At 34.5% G+C, this 18,630-nt stretch carries 12 protein-coding genes and 1 tRNA gene; 5 read left to right on the top strand and 8 right to left on the bottom strand.

Going from position 1 to position 18,630, the window contains the following annotated elements; all coding sequences use genetic code 11:
• Positions 1–24 precede the first annotated feature (24 nt).
• The 3 genes from ACQY1Q_RS11510 to ACQY1Q_RS11500 all read left to right on the top strand — a co-directional run bounded on the left by ACQY1Q_RS11510 (position 25) and on the right by ACQY1Q_RS11500 (position 4,142).
• Positions 25–1,215, top strand: coding sequence for an acetyl-CoA C-acyltransferase (locus tag ACQY1Q_RS11510; protein WP_431005468.1), 1,191 nt, complete (start codon positions 25–27; stop codon positions 1,213–1,215).
• A gap of 122 nt (positions 1,216–1,337) precedes the next feature.
• The gene (locus ACQY1Q_RS11505) at positions 1,338–3,146 is read left to right on the top strand and encodes an acyl-CoA dehydrogenase family protein (RefSeq protein WP_431005467.1); all 1,809 of its coding nucleotides are present in this window, start codon (positions 1,338–1,340) and stop codon (positions 3,144–3,146) included.
• A 150-nt stretch (positions 3,147–3,296) separates the two neighbouring features.
• The gene (locus ACQY1Q_RS11500; protein ID WP_431005466.1) at positions 3,297–4,142 is read left to right on the top strand and encodes a rhomboid family intramembrane serine protease; all 846 of its coding nucleotides are present in this window, start codon (positions 3,297–3,299) and stop codon (positions 4,140–4,142) included.
• Between the two features lie 5 nt (positions 4,143–4,147).
• On the opposite strand, the gene ACQY1Q_RS11495 is transcribed toward ACQY1Q_RS11500, so the two are convergent.
• On the bottom strand, positions 4,148–4,600 hold the full coding sequence (locus tag ACQY1Q_RS11495) for an Lrp/AsnC family transcriptional regulator (protein ID WP_431005465.1): 453 nt from the start codon (positions 4,598–4,600) through the stop codon (positions 4,148–4,150).
• A 159-nt stretch (positions 4,601–4,759) separates the two neighbouring features.
• Between ACQY1Q_RS11495 and ACQY1Q_RS11490 the strand changes: the two genes are divergently transcribed.
• Positions 4,760–5,908 carry a histidine decarboxylase gene (locus tag ACQY1Q_RS11490; protein WP_431005464.1) on the top strand — a complete coding sequence of 383 codons (1,149 nt, stop codon included), beginning with the start codon at positions 4,760–4,762 and terminating at the stop codon, positions 5,906–5,908.
• Between the two features lie 75 nt (positions 5,909–5,983).
• Here ACQY1Q_RS11490 and trxB read toward each other — a convergent pair whose 3' ends face one another.
• Complete coding sequence (trxB, locus tag ACQY1Q_RS11485) at positions 5,984–6,922, bottom strand: thioredoxin-disulfide reductase (RefSeq protein ID WP_431005463.1); 939 nt, start codon at positions 6,920–6,922, stop codon at positions 5,984–5,986.
• 163 nt (positions 6,923–7,085) lie between these two features.
• Between trxB and ACQY1Q_RS11480 the strand changes: the two genes are divergently transcribed.
• A tRNA-Pro gene (locus tag ACQY1Q_RS11480) sits at positions 7,086–7,160 on the top strand.
• Between the two features lie 338 nt (positions 7,161–7,498).
• Here ACQY1Q_RS11480 and nagB read toward each other — a convergent pair.
• From nagB to ACQY1Q_RS11450, 6 genes are all read right to left on the bottom strand, one after another.
• Positions 7,499–9,427, bottom strand: a complete 1,929-nt coding sequence (nagB, locus tag ACQY1Q_RS11475; protein WP_431005462.1) for a glucosamine-6-phosphate deaminase — start codon at positions 9,425–9,427, stop codon at positions 7,499–7,501.
• Between the two features lie 58 nt (positions 9,428–9,485).
• Positions 9,486–10,355 carry a sugar phosphate nucleotidyltransferase gene (locus ACQY1Q_RS11470; protein ID WP_431005461.1) on the bottom strand — a complete coding sequence of 290 codons (870 nt, stop codon included), beginning with the start codon at positions 10,353–10,355 and terminating at the stop codon, positions 9,486–9,488.
• Positions 10,356–10,526: 171 nt separating this feature from the next.
• Entirely contained in the window at positions 10,527–12,338 is a 1,812-nt protein-coding gene (locus tag ACQY1Q_RS11465; protein ID WP_431005460.1) for a DUF3472 domain-containing protein, read from the bottom strand.
• Between the two features lie 107 nt (positions 12,339–12,445).
• Entirely contained in the window at positions 12,446–14,113 is a 1,668-nt protein-coding gene (locus ACQY1Q_RS11460; RefSeq protein WP_431005459.1) for a RagB/SusD family nutrient uptake outer membrane protein, read from the bottom strand.
• A gap of 18 nt (positions 14,114–14,131) precedes the next feature.
• Positions 14,132–17,053: a SusC/RagA family TonB-linked outer membrane protein gene (locus ACQY1Q_RS11455; RefSeq protein WP_431005458.1), complete on the bottom strand. Its 2,922-nt coding sequence runs from the start codon at positions 17,051–17,053 to the stop codon at positions 14,132–14,134.
• 24 nt (positions 17,054–17,077) lie between these two features.
• The gene (locus ACQY1Q_RS11450; protein ID WP_431005457.1) at positions 17,078–18,439 is read right to left on the bottom strand and encodes a Gfo/Idh/MocA family protein; all 1,362 of its coding nucleotides are present in this window, start codon (positions 18,437–18,439) and stop codon (positions 17,078–17,080) included.
• Between the last annotated feature and the right edge of the window lie 191 nt (positions 18,440–18,630).

Here is an 18,630-nt window from a genome sequence, read left to right as displayed (position 1 = left end):
ACTAAACACTAAAAACTTAAAAGTATGAAAACAGCATATATAGTAAAAGGATATAGAACCGCCGTAGGTAAATCTAAAAAAGGTGTGTTCAGATTTAAAAGAGCCGATGAACTAGCAGCTGAAACCATTAAGTATATGATGGACAAGTTGCCTGAGTTTGATGTAACTCGTATAGACGATGTTATTGTTGGTAATGCTATGCCTGAAGGTTCACAAGGATTAAATATGGCTCGTATTATTTCTTTAATCGGATTAAATACGGTAGATGTTCCGGGTGTTACTGTTAACAGATTTTGTTCTTCAGGTTTAGAAACTATCGGTATGGCTGTAGCCAAAATACAATCAGGTATGGCTAATTGTATTATAGCCGGTGGTACTGAAAGTATGAGTTCTGTACCTATGACAGGATTTAAACCTGAATTGAACTACGATATTGTAAATGCAGGTCATGAAGATTATTATTGGGGAATGGGAAATACAGCAGAAGCTGTTGCTCAACAATATAATATATCTCGTGAAGATCAAGATATTTTTGCCTACGAATCTCACATGAAAGCGTTAAAAGCTTTAGATGAAAATCGTTTTCAAGATCAAATAGCACCAATCGATGTTGAAGAAACCTTTATTGGAGAAAACGGAAAACGTGCTACAAGAAATTATACCGTTACTAAAGACGAAGGACCTCGTAGAGGTACTACTGTTGAGGCCTTAGCAAAATTACGTCCTGTTTTTGCTGCTAATGGTTCTGTAACAGCCGGTAACTCTTCACAAACAAGTGATGGAGCTGCTTTTGTTATGGTAATGAGTGAAGATATGGTAAAAGAGTTAAATCTTGAACCTATAGCTCGTATGGTTAGTTATGCTGCGGCGGGGGTACCTCCTCGTATTATGGGAATTGGTCCGGTAGCTGCTATTCCTAAGGCTTTAAAACAAGCTGGTTTACAGCAAAATCATGTTGAATTAATTGAATTAAATGAAGCATTTGCTTCTCAATCATTAGCAGTAATTAGAGAGTTAAACTTAAACCCTGAAATTATTAATGTGAATGGAGGAGCAATTGCTTTAGGTCATCCACTTGGATGTACCGGAGGTAAGTTATCTGTTCAATTATTTGATGAAATGCGTAAGCGTAACCTAAATAATAAATACGGAATGGTTACCATGTGTGTAGGAACCGGACAAGGAGCAGCTGGTATTTTTGAATTTCTTAGTTAACAAAAAAGATATAAGTAGTGAGTAGTGAGGTTTTACTTCTACTCTTCTAATAAAAATATATAATAAAATATAAAGTAGTAAGCTATCAAAAGCTAATTACTGAATACTAAAATCTACAAATTATGTCAGAATTAAATAAAGATATATTAAGAGGAGGGCAATTTTTAGTTAAAGAAACTAAATGTGAAGATGTGTTTACTCCTGAAGATTTCTCTGAAGAGCAAATGATGATGCGTGACTCTGTAAAAGAGTTTGTTGATAGAGAAATTTGGCCAAACAAACCAAAATTTGAAGCTAAAGATTATGCATTAACAGAAGAAGTTATGCGTAAAGCCGGTGAATTAGGGTTTTTAGGCGTTTCTGTACCTGAAGAGTATGATGGATTAAACATGGGGTTTGTATCTACCATGTTAGTTTGTGATTATATTTCAGGAGCTACCGGATCTGTAGCAACTGCTTTTGGAGCGCATACAGGTATTGGTACAATGCCAATTACATTATACGGTACAGAAGAGCAAAAGAAAAAATATGTTCCAGCTTTAGCTACGGGTCAAAAATTCGGGGCTTACTGTTTAACAGAACCAGGAGCAGGATCAGATGCTAATTCAGGTAAAACAACGGCTACTTTATCTGAAGACGGAAAATCGTACAAGATTAACGGACAAAAAATGTGGATTTCTAACGCTGGTTTTGCTGAAATCTTCATCGTTTTTGCTCGTATTGAAAATGATAAAAACATTACAGGTTTTATTGTAGAGTTTGATAGAAGTAACCCTAACGGAATTACTTTAGGAGAAGAAGAACACAAATTAGGTATTCGTTCATCTTCTACTCGTCAGGTATTCTTTAACGACACAGTAGTTCCTGTTGAGAATATGCTATCTGAGCGTGGTGGTGGATTTAAAATTGCCATGAATGCCCTAAACGTAGGACGTATTAAATTAGCTGCTGCTTGTTTAGATGCACAACGTCGTGTAATTACTGAAGGTGTTAAATATGCTAATGAGCGTGTACAATTTAAAACTCCAATAGCTAACTTCGGAGCTATTAAGGCTAAATTAGCTGAAATGGCTACGGCTTGTTACGTAGGTGAATCTGCTGCTTATCGTGCTGCTAAAAATATTGAAGATAGAATTGCTATTCGTATGGCTGAAGGAAACTCGCATCAAGATGCGGAGTTAAAAGGTGTAGAAGAATATGCTATTGAATGTTCAATCTTAAAAGTAAAAGTTTCTGAAGATGTACAAAAATGTACAGATGAAGGAATCCAAATTTTCGGAGGAATGGGATTCTCTGAAGAAACACCAATGGAATCTGCATGGAGAGATGCTCGTATTTCTCGTATTTACGAAGGTACTAACGAAATCAACCGTATGTTATCTGTTGGAATGTTAGTTAAAAAAGCCATGAAAGGACACGTAAATTTATTAGAACCGGCTATGGCTGTTGCTGATGAATTAATGGGGATTCCTTCTTTTGATACTCCAGATTATTCTGAGTTATTCTCTGAAGAAAAAGAAATTCTTGGAAAATTAAAGAAAGTATTCTTAATGGTTGCCGGTTCAGCTATTCAAAAATTCGGACCGGAGTTAGAGCAACACCAACAGTTACTAATGGCTGCATCAGACATTTTAATTGAAATCTACATGGCTGAAAGTACTATTTTAAGAACAGAGAAAAACGCAAAACGTTTTGGTGAAGATGCTCAGGCTATACAAATAGCAATGGCTAAATTAAACTTATTTAACGCTATTGAAACCATTACTTCTAAAGCTAAAGAAGGTATTGTTTCATTTGCTGAGGGTGATGAACAACGTATGTTATTAATGGGATTAAAGCGTTTTACCAAATACGCTAACATGCCAAATGTAGTTGCTTTACGTACTCAAATAGCTGATAAAATGAACGCAGAAAATGCTTACTGCTTCTAATAATATTGCTCATTAGAGCTAACAATCTTCTTCAACTTTTATAGGTTTTAGAATTTAGTTGTTTGTTTAAAAGATCGTTAAATTAATTTTTAACGGTCTTTTTTCTTTTATCTTGCAAGCTCTTATCAATACAGAACATTTTACTACATAATGACAAAAATAGGAACCATCAGTTTGCTTATAATTATTGCTAATGCTTTATTCTCATATCAAGGATTTGAGAACTGGAAGTTTTTTAATAAATATAAATTTCAGGTTAACAGAATTCTTATCAACAAAGAATATGAACGAATGTTAACTTCTGGTTTTTTACATGTAAACTGGACGCATCTTTTATTCAATATGTTTAGTTTTTATTCTTTCAGTTCTATTTTAGAATATCAACTTGGTCCGTTTTATTTTTCACTTATTTACTTTGTAAGTTTATTAGCAGGAAACTTATTTGCCTTAATTATTCATAAAAATAACGGATACTATAGTGCCGTAGGAGCTTCCGGTGCCGTTAGCGGTGTTATTTTTGCAGCCATAGCTTTATTTCCGGGTATTCGTATTGGTTTATTTTTTCTACCTATTGGTATTCCTAGTTGGTTGTTCGGACTGTTGTATGTTGGTTATTCTTTATACGGAATCAAATCTAACAATGATAATATAGGGCATGAAGCTCATTTAGGAGGAGCCATTTTAGGAATGTTAACAGCTATAGCTATTGTACCACAAGCTGTTGTTCAAAATTTCCTTCCTATTATTTTAACATTAATCCCAACTTTAATTTTTATTGTATTTGTTGTTATTAAACCCAACTTTTCACTTCTTGAAAATCCATTCAAATCTGTAAAAAAAAGCCAAACTATTGATGATAGGTATAGTGAGCAAAAAATTATGGATCAGAATGAGTTTGATGCCTTATTGGAAAAAATTAACAAAAAAGGCGTAAATAGTCTTACTCCAAGAGAAAAACAAAAACTAGATGATTATGCAAAAAAGTATAAAAAATAAGTTTTTTATAAAGGAAAAACTGTAGTGTTTTTATACGAATTCATAACAAATGAACTATGAATAGTTGAAATTCCTTCAACTACAGAAAGTCTTTCATTTATAAACTCTTGAAATTGGTTCATATCTTCAACAGCTACTTTAATTAAAAAATCAAAATTACCGGATACGTGATGGCATTCCATTACTTCCGGTAATCCTAAAATACTTTTCTTAAAAACATCTATTAATTCTTTCTGATGCTTATACAATGTTATTTGACAATAAGCTATGATATGTTTTCCTATTAAATTTCTATCAAGTAAAGCCACGTATTTTTTTACCAATCCGTTCTGTTCAAGTTTTTTTATCCGTTCATAAGTAGGGGTAACAGTTAGGCCCACTTTTGTAGCTATTTCTTTGGTATTTTGTTTAGCATTTTGCTGCAATTCCATTAATATTTTTCTATCAACTATATCCATAAAAGAACCTTTTTCTAAATTTATAAGACAAACACTTCTTAAATAGTAATATTTATCTACAACAAACCTCTTAAAAGATTTATTTTCTTATCAAATCAAATATAAAGATATATTTTCTAATAAATAGTAAATTTGCCGTAACAATAAATTGTTTTTAACATGAAATATAACCCGGCAACTGAAAATCGTTTACAAGAATTGTTAATCAAGGTAAAAGAGGCCAGAGATTCTTTCCTAGGATATCCGGTTTCTAAAGATTTTGACTATTCAGAATTATATGATTTTTTACAATATCCTATAAACAACCTGGGCGATCCTTTTGAAAATAGTACTTATAAAGTACAAACACACGAATTAGAACGTGAAGTTGTAGATTTTTTTGCAAAATTATTCAGAGCTAACCCAAAAGATTATTGGGGATATGTTACTAATGGCGGATCAGAAAGTAATTTATATGGTTTATATATTGCCAGAGAAATGTATCCGAAAGCCATGGTTTATTATTCTGAATCTACGCATTATAGTGTAAAGAAAAACATCCATTTGTTAAACATTCCAAGTATTGTTATAAGGTCTCAGGAAAATGGCGAAATAGATTATACCGATTTAGAGGAAACATTAAAATTTAACAGACATAAGCCTGCTATTATATTAACTACCTATGGAACAACTATGAAGGAGGCTAAAGATGATGTTTCTAAAGTAAAAAACATTTTAAAAAGATTAGCTATTCAAGATCATTACATTCATTGCGATGGAGCTTTAGCAGGGTCTTTTGGAGCTTTTGTAGAACCAAAAATTCCTTTCGATTTTATAGATGGTGCTGACAGTATTGCAATTAGCGGTCATAAATTTATAGGCTCTCCTATTCCGGCCGGAGTTATTATTACTAAACGTTCTTTAAGAGACCGTGTTTCTAAAGGTATTTCGTATATCGGTTCTTTAGACACTACTATAACCGGATCACGAAATGGTCATAGTCCTTTGTTCTTATGGTATGCAATTCAGAAAATGGGAATAGACGGATTAAAAGCGAGATATTTATCTAGTTTAGAAGTAGCGCAATATTGTAAACAAGAACTCTTAAAAATCGGAATTAATGCTTGGACTAACCCCGGAGCGATAACAGTTGTTCTTCCTAAAATGCCTGAAAGCATTAAAAATAAATGGCAGTTAGCTACTGAAGATAGTGTTACGCATATTATTTGTATGCCTAATGTAACTAAAAAGCAAATTGATGAATTTATTGAAGATGTAGTAGCTGTACTTGAAACGGAACCTATACAGGAAGAATTTTCATATTATTAATCGAGATTAGTACAGGAATAAATAAAAAAGGAGATTGTTAAACAATCTCCTTTTTTATTTATCTTAATGCTAAGCCTATTCTAAAGCTCCTAAATATCTTTCTGCATCTAAAGCTGCCATACATCCCGTACCTGCCGCTGTTACTGCTTGACGATATTCTTTATCTTGTACATCTCCAGCAGCAAAAACTCCCGGTAAATTAGTTTTTGTAGATTTTCCTTTTGTGATTAAATATCCGGTTTCATCCATATCTAATACTCCTTTGAACAAATCAGTATTAGGCTTATGTCCTATAGCTATAAAAACTCCTGTAACCGGTATATCTGTTTTTTCTCCGGTTTGATTGTTTATTGCTCTAACACCTTCAACAACATTATCGCCTAAAACCTCATCAATTTCAGTATTAAATAATACTTCTAAGTTTTTGGTTCTGCTTACTCTATGTTGCATAGCTTTTGAAGCTCTCATATAGTCTTTACGCACTAACATAGTAACTTTATTACAAATATTAGCTAAATAAGTAGCTTCTTCAGCAGCCGTATCACCTGCTCCTACTACTACTACATCTTGTCCTTTATAGAAAAAGCCGTCACAAGTAGCACATGCTGAAACTCCACCACCTATTAATCGTTGTTCGCTTTCAATACCCAAATACTTTGCGGTTGCTCCGGTAGAAATAATTACTGTTTGTGCTTCAATTTCAATAGATTCATCTACAGTTACTTTATGAATACCTCCTTCTTTATTAGAAAATTCGACTTTGGTAACCATTCCAAAGCGTACATCTGTACCAAACCTTTCCGCTTGGTTTTTTAAGTCTTCCATCATTGCCGTACCATCAGTACCATTAGGGTAGCCCGGAAAATTATCAACTTCAGTAGTTGTTGTTAATTGCCCTCCCATTTGCATTCCTGTATACATAACCGGTTTCATATCTGCTCTGGCAGCATAAATTGCAGCTGTATATCCGGCAGGTCCTGAACCTATAATCAAACATTTTATTTTTTCAGCCATATTTAAATATATTATTGACTACAAATGTAGTTTATTTTTACTTTTTATCCTCTTTGCTATATATATTTTGGCTATTAGTCGATAAAGAAGAAAAATATTACATTCTTTTATTTTTTCTATTTGTATTTCATTTTTTTTTATATATTTGCACACCGAAAATATTCGGGGTGTAGCGTAGCCCGGTTATCGCGCCTGGTTTGGGACCAGGAGGTCGCAGGTTCGAATCCTGCCACCCCGACAAACTTATTAAAAATGAGTTATAGTAAAACACTGAAAACCTCAAGGCTTTCAGTGTTTTTTTTATTTTAATTAACTTTTTTTCTACTTCTGATAAATTTCTTATAACAAGTTGTCTTGATTATCTTCCAAACCAATTTTTACGAATTCACAAATCGTTCATTATTAATCTTAACCACCTTAAACTTATAACGGTAATCAATTACTATTAAATAACAACACCAAATTACCCATTGGTAAATCATATAAAAAAGGAGTTTTAGAAAGGATCTAAGCCTCCAACTCACATAAATTATAGCAAATCTGCTCATCGTATTCTTGTTATATACTTTCTTCTACTTATATAAAATAGTACCTAACAAAAGCTTCCATAGCAGCATAATCTGCTAATCCTAAAGTTTGATATTTCTTAGCTGTGCTTCTATTTCTTTCTTCTGCTCGCATCCAAAATTCTCTTGAATCTTCTCCTTGAAACATTACTCCATCTTTTTGTGATTGATGGTAAAAAACAGCATGGCGTTTTTTTAATACTTGGTCAGGACTCATAGGTACAGCCATTTCTATTTCATAGATATCCCATTCATGCCAAGCTCCTCTATACAACCACACCCAACAGTGCTCCATATAAGGTTCTTTTTTTAGTTTTTCTAAAGCTTCAAACAAAGCATCTAAACATACCTTGTGTGTTCCGTGAGGGTCAGCTAAGTCTCCCGCAGCATATATTTGATGCGGTGCAATCTTTTTTATAATTGCGCACATTATAGCTATATCTTCATCAGATAAATCATTCTTTTTAACCTTTCCGGTTTCATAAAAAGGAAGGTCTAAAAAATGAACATTAACATCTTTCACTCCTAAATATCTTGTTGCTCCAAAAGATTCACCTCTTCTAATAAGTCCTTTTAATTTTCTTACCTCAACAGTATCTGCTGTGTTTTCTTTTTTTACATGTAAATCATGTATGATATTTTGAGCTCTCATTGCGCCCAATTCTTGTGCTATTTCGGCAAACTTCAGTGCTTCTTCATCAGAAACTGCTATATTTCCTGAGGTTTGATATACTACATGTACTTCATGTCCTTGCTCTACCAATCGGTCTAAAGTACCTCCCATAGAAATTACATCATCATCCGGATGCGGACTAAAAATAATGACTCTTTTACAGCTAGGCGTTGCTCGCTCAGGTCTGTTAGTATCTGTTGAGTTAGGCTTTCCTCCCGGCCACCCTGTAATAGTACGTTGTAATTTATTAAACATTTTAATATTCAAGTCGTAAGCTGAACCTTCTAATGCCAATAATCCAGACATTCCGTAATCATTATAATCTTTGTCGGTTAAACTTAAAATACTTTTTTGTGTTGTTTCACAAAGCCAAATAATTGCCTTATTTCTCAACTCGGGAGTCCATTCTGAAACACCTACCAACCAAGGGGTTTTGTTACGTGTTAGTTCAGAAGCCGCTTCGGTATCTAATACAAAAGTGGTATTGTTATGTTCTTGTAAATAAGTAGCCGGAACCTCCGAAGAAATACTTCCTTCAATAGTTTGCTTTAAAATAGAGGCCTTGTGTTGCCCCCAGCCTAACAATACTATTCTTTTAGCTGATCTTACTGTGGCAATTCCCATAGTAATTGCTTTTCTTGGCACATTGTCTATTCCTAAAAAATCAGAAGCTGCATCGGCTCTGGTAAGATGGTCTAATGTTATAATTCGGGTTCCTGAATTATAATGTGATCCGGGTTCGTTAAAACCAACATGCCCTGTTCTGCCAATACCTAGCAACTGAAAATCAATACCTCCTACACTTTTAATTTTTAGCTCATAATCTATACAATATTGGTATATATCTTCAACCTCAATAGTTCCGTCCGGAATGTTAATATTCTCTTCAAGAATATCTATATGATTAAACAAATGCTCATGCATAAAATAGTCATAGCTCTGCATGTTTTCTTTTGCCATCGGGTAATATTCATCCAGATTAAATGTAATTACATTAAAAAAACTTAGTTCTTCTTCTTTGTGCATTCTAACCAACTCTTCATAAACTTTAATAGGTGAAGATCCTGTTGCTAAACCTAAAACACAACTTTCATTTCCCGCTTGTTTTGCTCTTATTAAATCAGCAATTTCTCTTGCTACAGCAAGTGATCCTTCTTTAGAATCATAGAAAACTACATTATGAATTTTTTCATATCTGGTTTCTTCAAATTGCCCTGCTCTTTGGTAGTTAATTTCTTTTTTCATGGTTGGTGACTCTGAAATCATACATTATTTTTATACAAATGGTTGAATATGCTTCTTAATAAATAATTGGCTTTTATGTTTACCAAGTAATTGTTCTGTAGTTATTTTTTAGATATTCTTTAACCACCACAATATCTTCTTTGGCTGTTAAATCCGGAACATGTTCTGAAAACGGAATTCCATAAACCGTATTCGGTTGTTCTTCTAACATATTTAATAGTGCCGTTGGTAATTCTTTTTCATCTCTTTCTTCGTTTACCGGACAGTTTTTTAAGTATGGATACAGCATAGCCCCGTTAAACTTAAAGGCATTCATACTTACGCGTAATTTTCCGGAAGCATCTTTAAACTCATCTATTTCTTCCGGCCGAGGTTTTTCAATAATATTAAGTAATTGATTACTGTCGTTTAGTTTTGCCAAAGCAAATCTGGCTATTCTTTCAGGAGGGAATGCTAAGGCATCTCTGGAATAACTGATAAATGCATTTTCATAAGTAACTTTTCGTAAAGCCATTAAAGCTTCAATAGAGTATAAATTATCACTATTACAAACCGTATAATATTGATTGTTTAACTCCGGATATTGAGTTACTGCCTGAAAAAGTGCATCTGCAGTTCCGAATGGTTTTACTCTGTTTTCAGGAATCTTTTGTATTGCAAAAGAAACAGACAGACCATGAAAGTTGTTCTCTTGGTCTTTATTTCCATAAAACTCTTTAAATAGTGTTCCATTTTCTCCTATTACTATATATATGTTTTCGTATCCTGTTTTTTGAGCATTGTATAGCAAATAATCCAAAAGAGGCCTGCCTTCTGTGTCTAATCCAATAAGCCCTTTACTTCTATTATTTGCTTGGTTAATTTCTTCTTCAGATAATTCTTGGGAAATGGCTTCCTTTTTCATTCGGGAAGAAGCTCCTCCCGCTAATATTACTAAGTTCGTATGCATTGTAATGGTTTGTTTTTACTAAAAAAATATGGGGATATTTACTTATACCATTTGTAATTGTTTCTTAATCTATACCCGTAAGTACTTCACAGGATAAAACCTTTGAATTCACAAAAAACAATGATATTCAAAGGCTTTATTAGGGCATACAATTCAAACAATATAATTAACTTAATAGGTGTATGCATTTACTTCTGCTAAGGAAGCAAATTGAGATCCATCGTGTGAAGAACTTATAGTTATTCTGATATATCTGACAGAAACGGGGGTATTAAAATCTATGTTTTGTGCTTCAATAACATTTTGTAATTGAAAACTTCCTTTAGAAGTCCAATTGTTATTATCTGTACTTACTTCTATTTTTATGTCTTTTATGGCTCTTGATAAGTTTTGCCTTTGTATAAACTGTAATCCGGCAATCTGTTGTTCTGTACCTGTATCTATAGTAATATGATGCGGGTGTGCTGCCATTGGGTTACAAGACCAGCAAGAGTGCCAATACGTATCTGTATTACTATCTAATACATCTGCTGCTCTTCCTGTATTTCCTTCTCCTCCTCCGTCTTCTTGGCTACTGAAATTTGTAATGGTCCATGAACTTTTATCTTTTATTACAACGGCCGAGCCTCCGTTGCCTCCGTTTTGCGGATCTAACTCGGCAATCTTTGAAAAGTCGATATTAGGTGTAACATTTGATGCTGTTCTTGAAAAAGTAGTTCCGGGGGTAGTTGACGCATTAAAGAAGCCGCAGTTTTTAAGAAAAAAGGTATTTCCAGAAACTCCTCCGTTAAAATCCAGTCGATCTTTGTTGGTAGCAGTAGCGTCTGCCGTAAATCTTCCCTGAGTCATTTCACTCCATTGATTATCGGTAGTGTACACCCATTGATTTCCGTATTTAACTTCTCTTGTCATAAATCCGGTATCCGTAACAAAGTTTTCTAAAAAGGAATGCAATCCTTTTAAGTAAGTAGATGTTTTAGGTCTTCTTAAACTGGCTATTAATTGCCACTCTCCTACCTCCGGAGCGTAAAAATATGCGGTATAATCTGTTGAGTTATTTTCTGAAGGCTCTCCTTTCAATAAGAATTTATAGGTAGTTCCTGCTTTCCAATCAAACCTTTTTATACATTGTTTACCTGAGCCTTCGTTTCCAAAGTTTTGTACGGTAACCCCTTGTCCGTTTCCTAAATTTATTACGTTATACTCATCCGGAATTTGATTAGGGTTATCTGTTTCATAAGCACTCCAGATAGAGAACAATACTCGTCTTTCTGTTTCCGAGTTTACCTGCATTCCAAAGTACCCTTGTGCATGTCCGTTTGCCATAAAAAAAGATCCTACTACATCTTCTCCTGCCGGCACGGTAACTTCATTATAAAACCATTGTACATTTTTTCCTTGAGGCGAGGTATATCCCATATGTACTGATGGGCCTCTTCTTCCGAAATAATGATTGCTTGTTGGTACAAAATTTACTGAACTTGCTGCCGGACCTCCTATTAGTACTTCTTCTATATCTCCTATATAAGCTCCGGATTTTTCTACTCCTTGTATTTCTACATAATGGTAGCCTGAATTGGTAAGGTTAAATTTACCTACTTCAACAACTTCATAATTTCTATTACTAATACTTACCTCTTTAGTTTGGCCTCCTACTGTTACTTTAATTTTAGAGGCTCCGTCAGGTGATTTTACTTTTAATCCCACATGTAATATGCCTGAGCCTGCAGTTTTAAAATAGGTTCTGATTACATCTGTTATCTGTGTCCAATTATGAATTCCTGTATCGTATATAATATCTTTATTGCGCGATACTTCATTTACCACCCAACTATTAGAGCCTGCCGGTATTACCACAGAAAGGTCTAATGCCACATTATCTTTAGGCTTAGGTTGGTAAAGTACTTTGTCTACTTCGCATCCGAAAAATGTGAAGCTTATTGATAAAAACATCAAAAAATTAATTACTCTTATTTTCTTCATGACTATTTGGTTTGTGGTTTCTTAACTTGTATCTGCTAATACGGTGACCTTTAATTATGCATGAAAAAGGAAAGACAAATCAATGTCTTTCCTTACTATTAAACCTATTATGGGTTTTGCACTAAGGATGATTGAAGAATAATTTGTTGTTCCGGTATATATTCAACCACTCTTAAATGATCTGAGGGGATTTCAAAAAACGGGTTTGAATTGTTTAAATGTGTTCCCGGATATCTTCTATACATGCTATATCCATTTCTGTACACATCATATCTTCTATGACCTTCAAAAGCTAATTCTAATCTTCTTTCATCTAACACTACGTCTAATACTGTTTTCCCTGAAGGTAAATTAGTTAAGGTATATTGAGGTACTCCTGCTCTTACTCTTAATACATTAATATTGTCTAAAGCTGCCTGGTTAGCTCCGCGTTTAGCAAACGATTCTGCTTTATTCAAATACATTTCTGCCAATCTTGACACCATTGGAGACCACATATGTACGTCATCTTCTTGTAACGATGCTTTTAGGATATAAAATTTAGGATACCCGTTTCTTTTCTCCATATCAAAGTCAAAGGTTACCTCTTGTCGCCCGCCCGGTGCATTAAAATAGTATGTTGTTTTTCCGTTTTGTACTTCTGTTTCTAATGTGTAAGTAGCTCCATCAAAATCAAAAGTAATGGTACCTCCGTTGTTTGTTGTTCTTGCAAATTGATATGCATAACTGTTACCGGTATCTTTTACCCAATATACCGCTGGTATTTTGTTACCATTTGCATCTTTAAGGTATTGAGGCTCTATAAATGATTTTCTTATATCATTCGGATATTCATTTAACAGGTTAAGATAAGTACTAGATGCATACATTTCTCCCCATCCTGTTCCGTCTATTTGTGCGTAAAGAGAACCAATGGTCCACCAATCGTCCCACTGCCCCAGTAAATCAGAATTACTGTTTAGAGTTACCGCAAAAATAGCTTCTTCATTTTGTACAGGGGTTAACCTGTTCATTCCTCCAAATTTAGCGCTTGGTAAAAGGGTATATCTTCCTGAGTTTATTACGTTATTTGCATACTCTTCTGCCTTAATATTATCTCCCATATATAAATAAACTCTTGATAACAAGGCTTGAGCGGCTTCTTTAGAAGCAAAAGAGGCACCTTTATTCAGGTTCATTAACGATGCTGCTTTTTGTAAATCACTAATTACTTGATTGTATACTTCTTCTACCGTGTTTCTTGCAGGTCTGTCATCTGTATCAGAAGATAATTTTAAAGGAATGGATAAGTTACCGCCTCCTTGATTGTAGGGTCTTCCAAAAACATTTCCCATTTGAAAATATACCAAAGCTCTCAGGTAGTAATTTTCTCCTAACAATTGGTCTTTATCATCAGATTCTCCTTCTTGTATTTTTTCAATTACTACATTGGTTCCTACTACAATTTTATATGAGTTACGCCAAAAGTTATTTACTCTTCCGTTGGTAGTTATTGATTGGTAGTTATATAAGAAAAACAGGTGATCTGTTGTTCCTCCGCTAAGAGATATGTTGTCTCCTGCATACTCAGAAATTCGGTGCAAGGCATCAATCCAACCATCATAACCGGAATCTCCTTTTAACAAGGCGTAATTTCCTATCGTTGCTGTTTCTATAGATCCGGGATCGCTAAATAGCTCATCAACTGCAATTTGATCATACGGGTTTCTTTCTATATCACATGCGCTAAAGCTTATTGTGATTATTGATAGAATACTATATATTATTTTTTTCATGATTAGTCAATTTGATTATTAAAATGTTACGTTAAGACCTAAAACATATCTTCTTGGAATAGGATATCCTAAGCTTACATTTCCTCCTAAACCGCCAACACTTGGGTCTACTCCTGAAAACTTTGTCCAAGTAACCAGGTTATCACCTGACACATATAAGTTAACCGCTTTCATTCCAATTTTTTCTAATACGTTGTTTGGTAAACTGTATGAAATGGTTACGTTATTTAACCTCAAATAACTAGCATCTTCTAAGTATCTTGAAGAGCGTTTATTAGAGTTGTTATTTCCTCCTTGTATAGGTTGCGGGTGCGTTGCTATATCTCCCGGATTTTCCCATCTTGTCCATCCTTCCGGTAATACCATTTGATTAAATGTGCTGTAAAATCCGTCTGAGTCAAATAATTCTCTGGATGCATTGTAAATAGTACCGCCTTGCGAAAAGGTAAAGTTGGATGTTATTGAGAAATTTTTATACGTAAAACTAGTATTAAAACCTCCTATAAAATCAGGGGTTGAGGTACCTAACGGTTGTAAAGTTGCCTCGTTCCAATTGCTGGTTTCTGTTTTTTCTCCGGTAGTAGGGTTAACTGCTTCCCAAAGAGGTTGTCCGTTATCCGGGTTTACTCCTAACCATTTTCTTATATACCAAGTATTGGCATCTTCTCCTACTTTAAAGATTTTAGTACCTACCGGAATTTGATCTTGTCCTTGGTATAGAGAGGTTATTTTATTTTTGTTTACCCCAATATTAAAGCCTGCATTAAAGGTTACGTTTTCATTTTTAATAATATCTGCTGAAACTACTGCTTCAAACCCGGTATTTTTTAACCCTCCAACATTTTCCCAAAAACCTTGGTACCCTGTTATGTCCGGTAAACTCACAAAATACAGTAAGTCTGAGGTATCTTTGTTATAGTATTCTAAGGTTAAATCAACCCTGTCAAAAATTCGTGTATCTAAGGCAAAGTTGGCTTCATATGATTTTTCCCATCCTAAATCTGCATTACCAAACTGGTTAAGTATCGCTCCGGGAATTCCTATATATTGTGTATTTACTCTATAAGTTCCTTGGTATGGATATAGTGAAGAAGGGCGGTTACCAACTGAACCGTAACTTGCTCTTAGCTTTAATTTGTTTACTATGTTATTTTTAAAGAAGTCTTCTTTATGTACATTCCATCCTGCTCCTATTGAAAAGAAGTTACCATACTTACTGTTCAATCCAAAGTTTGAGGCTCCGTCTCTTCTTACAGATACTTTAGCAAAGTATTTATTATCATAATCATAGTCGGCTGCTAAGAAATACGATTGTAGGGCATATTCATTTTTAGACCCGCTTACTGATCCTGTTTCACTTGCTACATCTAATATTTCTCCTCCGGGAATAATTCCGTTTCCTGTGGCTCCAAAATCGTCGTACTCATAATCGTTGTATTCGTATCCTCCTACAGCACTTACGGTATGAATTTCATTAAATGTATTTTCATACTTTAACATTTGGGTAGTTAATCTGGTTAATCTGTTAGATGAAAATTCACTTAAACTTCCTCCGTTAGCTTTTCCGGAATTTGATCTAGGGTCTGTATATGATTTTGATCTTCCTTTATATAAAGTAAAGTTGTTAGTAGATACATAAGAAAGATAAGGTAATATTTCAAACTCAAAATCAAAGTTTGCACTCATGTTAAAAATGTTACTGTCTGAATAGTTCCATTGTTGATCAAAAAAATAGTTTCTTCTGTCTCTTCCTATCCAGTCTTGTGATTCTTGTGCGTTTACCGGAGTTCCATCACTATTAAACGGAACATCCCATGGTAAGTTTAAGTATAGCTCGTACAATGGTGCTTCTGCTATTTTATCTCTGGTATCAAAACTGAATGATAGTTTAGGTTTTATGGTTAGCTTCTTACTAATTTTATAGTCTATGTTAGTTCTAAAAGTGTATCGGTCTAATTCATTTCCTCTTACTGTTCCTTCTTCACTATACATTCCTAAGTTTAAGAAAAAGTTTAGCTTATCTGTAGCAGCGGTAAAGGTGGTGTTAAACTCTCTTACAAAAGCATTTTTTGTTCCTCCCTTAATCCAATCGGTATTTCTTTGTAATAAATCTTCTGTAAACCAAGGTTGTGAATTTGCAAATTGTGTATGGTAATCATACAATTGCTGAGAGTCCATTACTTTAAAGTTACCACTGTTAAACTGGTTAACGGCTACTTTTGAGCTTACCTGAATTTGTGGTTTGCTTCCAGATTTTGCTCTCTTAGTGGTTACAACAATAACTCCGTTTGCCCCTCTTGAACCATATAATGCAGTTGCTGAAGCATCTTTTAAAACAGAAATATTGTCAACGTCACTTGGGTTAATAATTGGTACCCCATGTTGTATTACTCCGTCAACTACCCAAAGCGGGGTTACATTTCCGTTTAAAGATGCCATTCCTCTAATTAAAATATTGGGGGTTGACCCCGGTGAACCTCCGGAAGCAGCTACCTGCACCCCTGCAGCTTTACCTTGTAGCATTGATGATACTTCCGGTGTGGTAATATCTTTTAACTCTCCGGCATCTACACTTACTAATGAAGAGGTTACCGTTTCTTTTTTCTGAGTTCCGTAGGCTACCACCACTACTTCACTCAACTCATTTAAGTTTTCATTTAAAGTTATGGTCATGTTGTTCTCGTTGGTAACCATTACTTCCTTTTCAGAAAATCCTAAGGAAGCGATTCTTAAAATAGCTCCAGCTTCGGCTTTTATTTCAAAATTTCCATCAAAATCTGTTGAAACTCCGGTTGTTGTTCCTTTAACAACAATGGTAGCTCCAACAATAGGTAAGCCGGATTCATCCAAAACCTTACCTGTTATTGATTTTTTTTGCGCAGTAGCAATCGTTGTTAAAAACAACAAAGGCAGTAGTAAAAAAAATAAATGTTTTTTCATATTTGAATTAATTTAAAAGTAATATTAGTAGGTGTCTTTCATCCAGTTATAAGGCTTTCGCTTTACCCATTGTCCTCTGGTAAAATCAGGAAAGTCTTGTGGTTCTCCGTTGTTTTCAATAGATACTTCAGACAACGGTGTTACAGCACTCCAGGCAGCCGCATCATACGCATCTAACGGAGGAGCTATATTTTGTTTTGCTGATTCTACAAAAGCATTTAATACAAAGAAATCCATACCTCCATGTCCAGACCCAGAGGCGTACTCTCCGTATTTCTTCCATAAAGGATGGTCGTATTTTTTTAACCATGTATCCATGCCTTCCCAACCATGTCCTTTAGTAATTCCTTCAACATGAATACGGTTGGTGTGATAATCAAACTCTGTAAGTCCTTGTGCTCCTTGTACTCTAAAACCTAGTGAATAGGGTCTTGGTGAGTTTACATCATGAGTAACTATAATAGTTTCGCCATTAGCTGTTTCTATGGTCGTAGTAATAATGTCTCCTTGTTTCCATTTTAGTTTTGCATTCGGATGGTTTTCTCCTCCTTTTTCTACTATATATTTATGCAAGCCTACCCCTTTTGTGGCATGTGATGTTAAAGATACAAACCTGTTTCCTCTATTTATATCGGCCATGGTGGCTACCGGACCTAACCCGTGTGTTGGGTACACATCTGCATTTCTTAATAAGGAGTGTTGTGTTCTCCATTTTGCTTCTGAAATTCCTTTATCTCCAAACTCAACGCCTCCTCCGTACGGTTGTACACCATTGTTAAATTTTACATGGCGTAAATCGTGTTGGTACCCACATCTAAAATGTAATAGCTCTCCAAAAACATGTTGTTTTACCATATTTAGTACAGCCATTACATCTCGTCTGTAGTTTACATTTTCCAATATCATTAAATGTGATCCTGTACTTTCATGGGTATTTACTAAGTCCCAACATTCTTCTAAGGTATTTGATGCTGATACCTCAACTCCGGTATACTTACCTGCCTTCATTGCATCAACTGCCATTTTAGTATGCCATAACCAAGGGGTAGATATAATAACGGCATCTACATCTTTCAACTCTAATAAATTCCTGTAATCATAATCGTTGCTTCCAAATGTTTTTGGTTTTTTTCCTCCGGCCTTTTTTATATGTTCTATTGCTATTTCTATTCTTTTAGGATCTACATCACAAATAGCTGTTATTTCTACATCTTTTCTTTTTAGTGCGTTGGTTAAGTGGTTAGTTCCTCTTAGTCCTACACCTATAAAAGCTAGTTTTAATTTTTGGTTGTCTTTTGGCCCCGTGCTAAAAGCCATACTAGGTAGTACTGAAATTCCCGCGCCTATTAAAGCTGCTGTTTTCACAAATTTTCTTCTTGAATTCATCTTTTCTCAGTTAATGTCACTAACAAAATTGACTATTTGCTTTCTTTAAAACAGGATAGTTTTTAAGCAAAAAGGGGTGTAAATAACACGTTTACTGTAGCTTTGACTAATTATTACTCCTTTTTGACGAATGGTTTTTACCTGCTCATTTTCACGTCTTTTCACCACTCTTTTTCTTCTTTTTGTATTTT

It is taken from the genome of Tenacibaculum sp. TC6 (genome assembly GCF_050606265.1).
Taxonomy (GTDB): Bacteria; Bacteroidota; Bacteroidia; order Flavobacteriales; family Flavobacteriaceae; genus Polaribacter.
The sequence above is the reverse complement of the archived record's forward strand: the minus strand, read 5'-3'. Positions and strand labels throughout refer to the sequence as shown.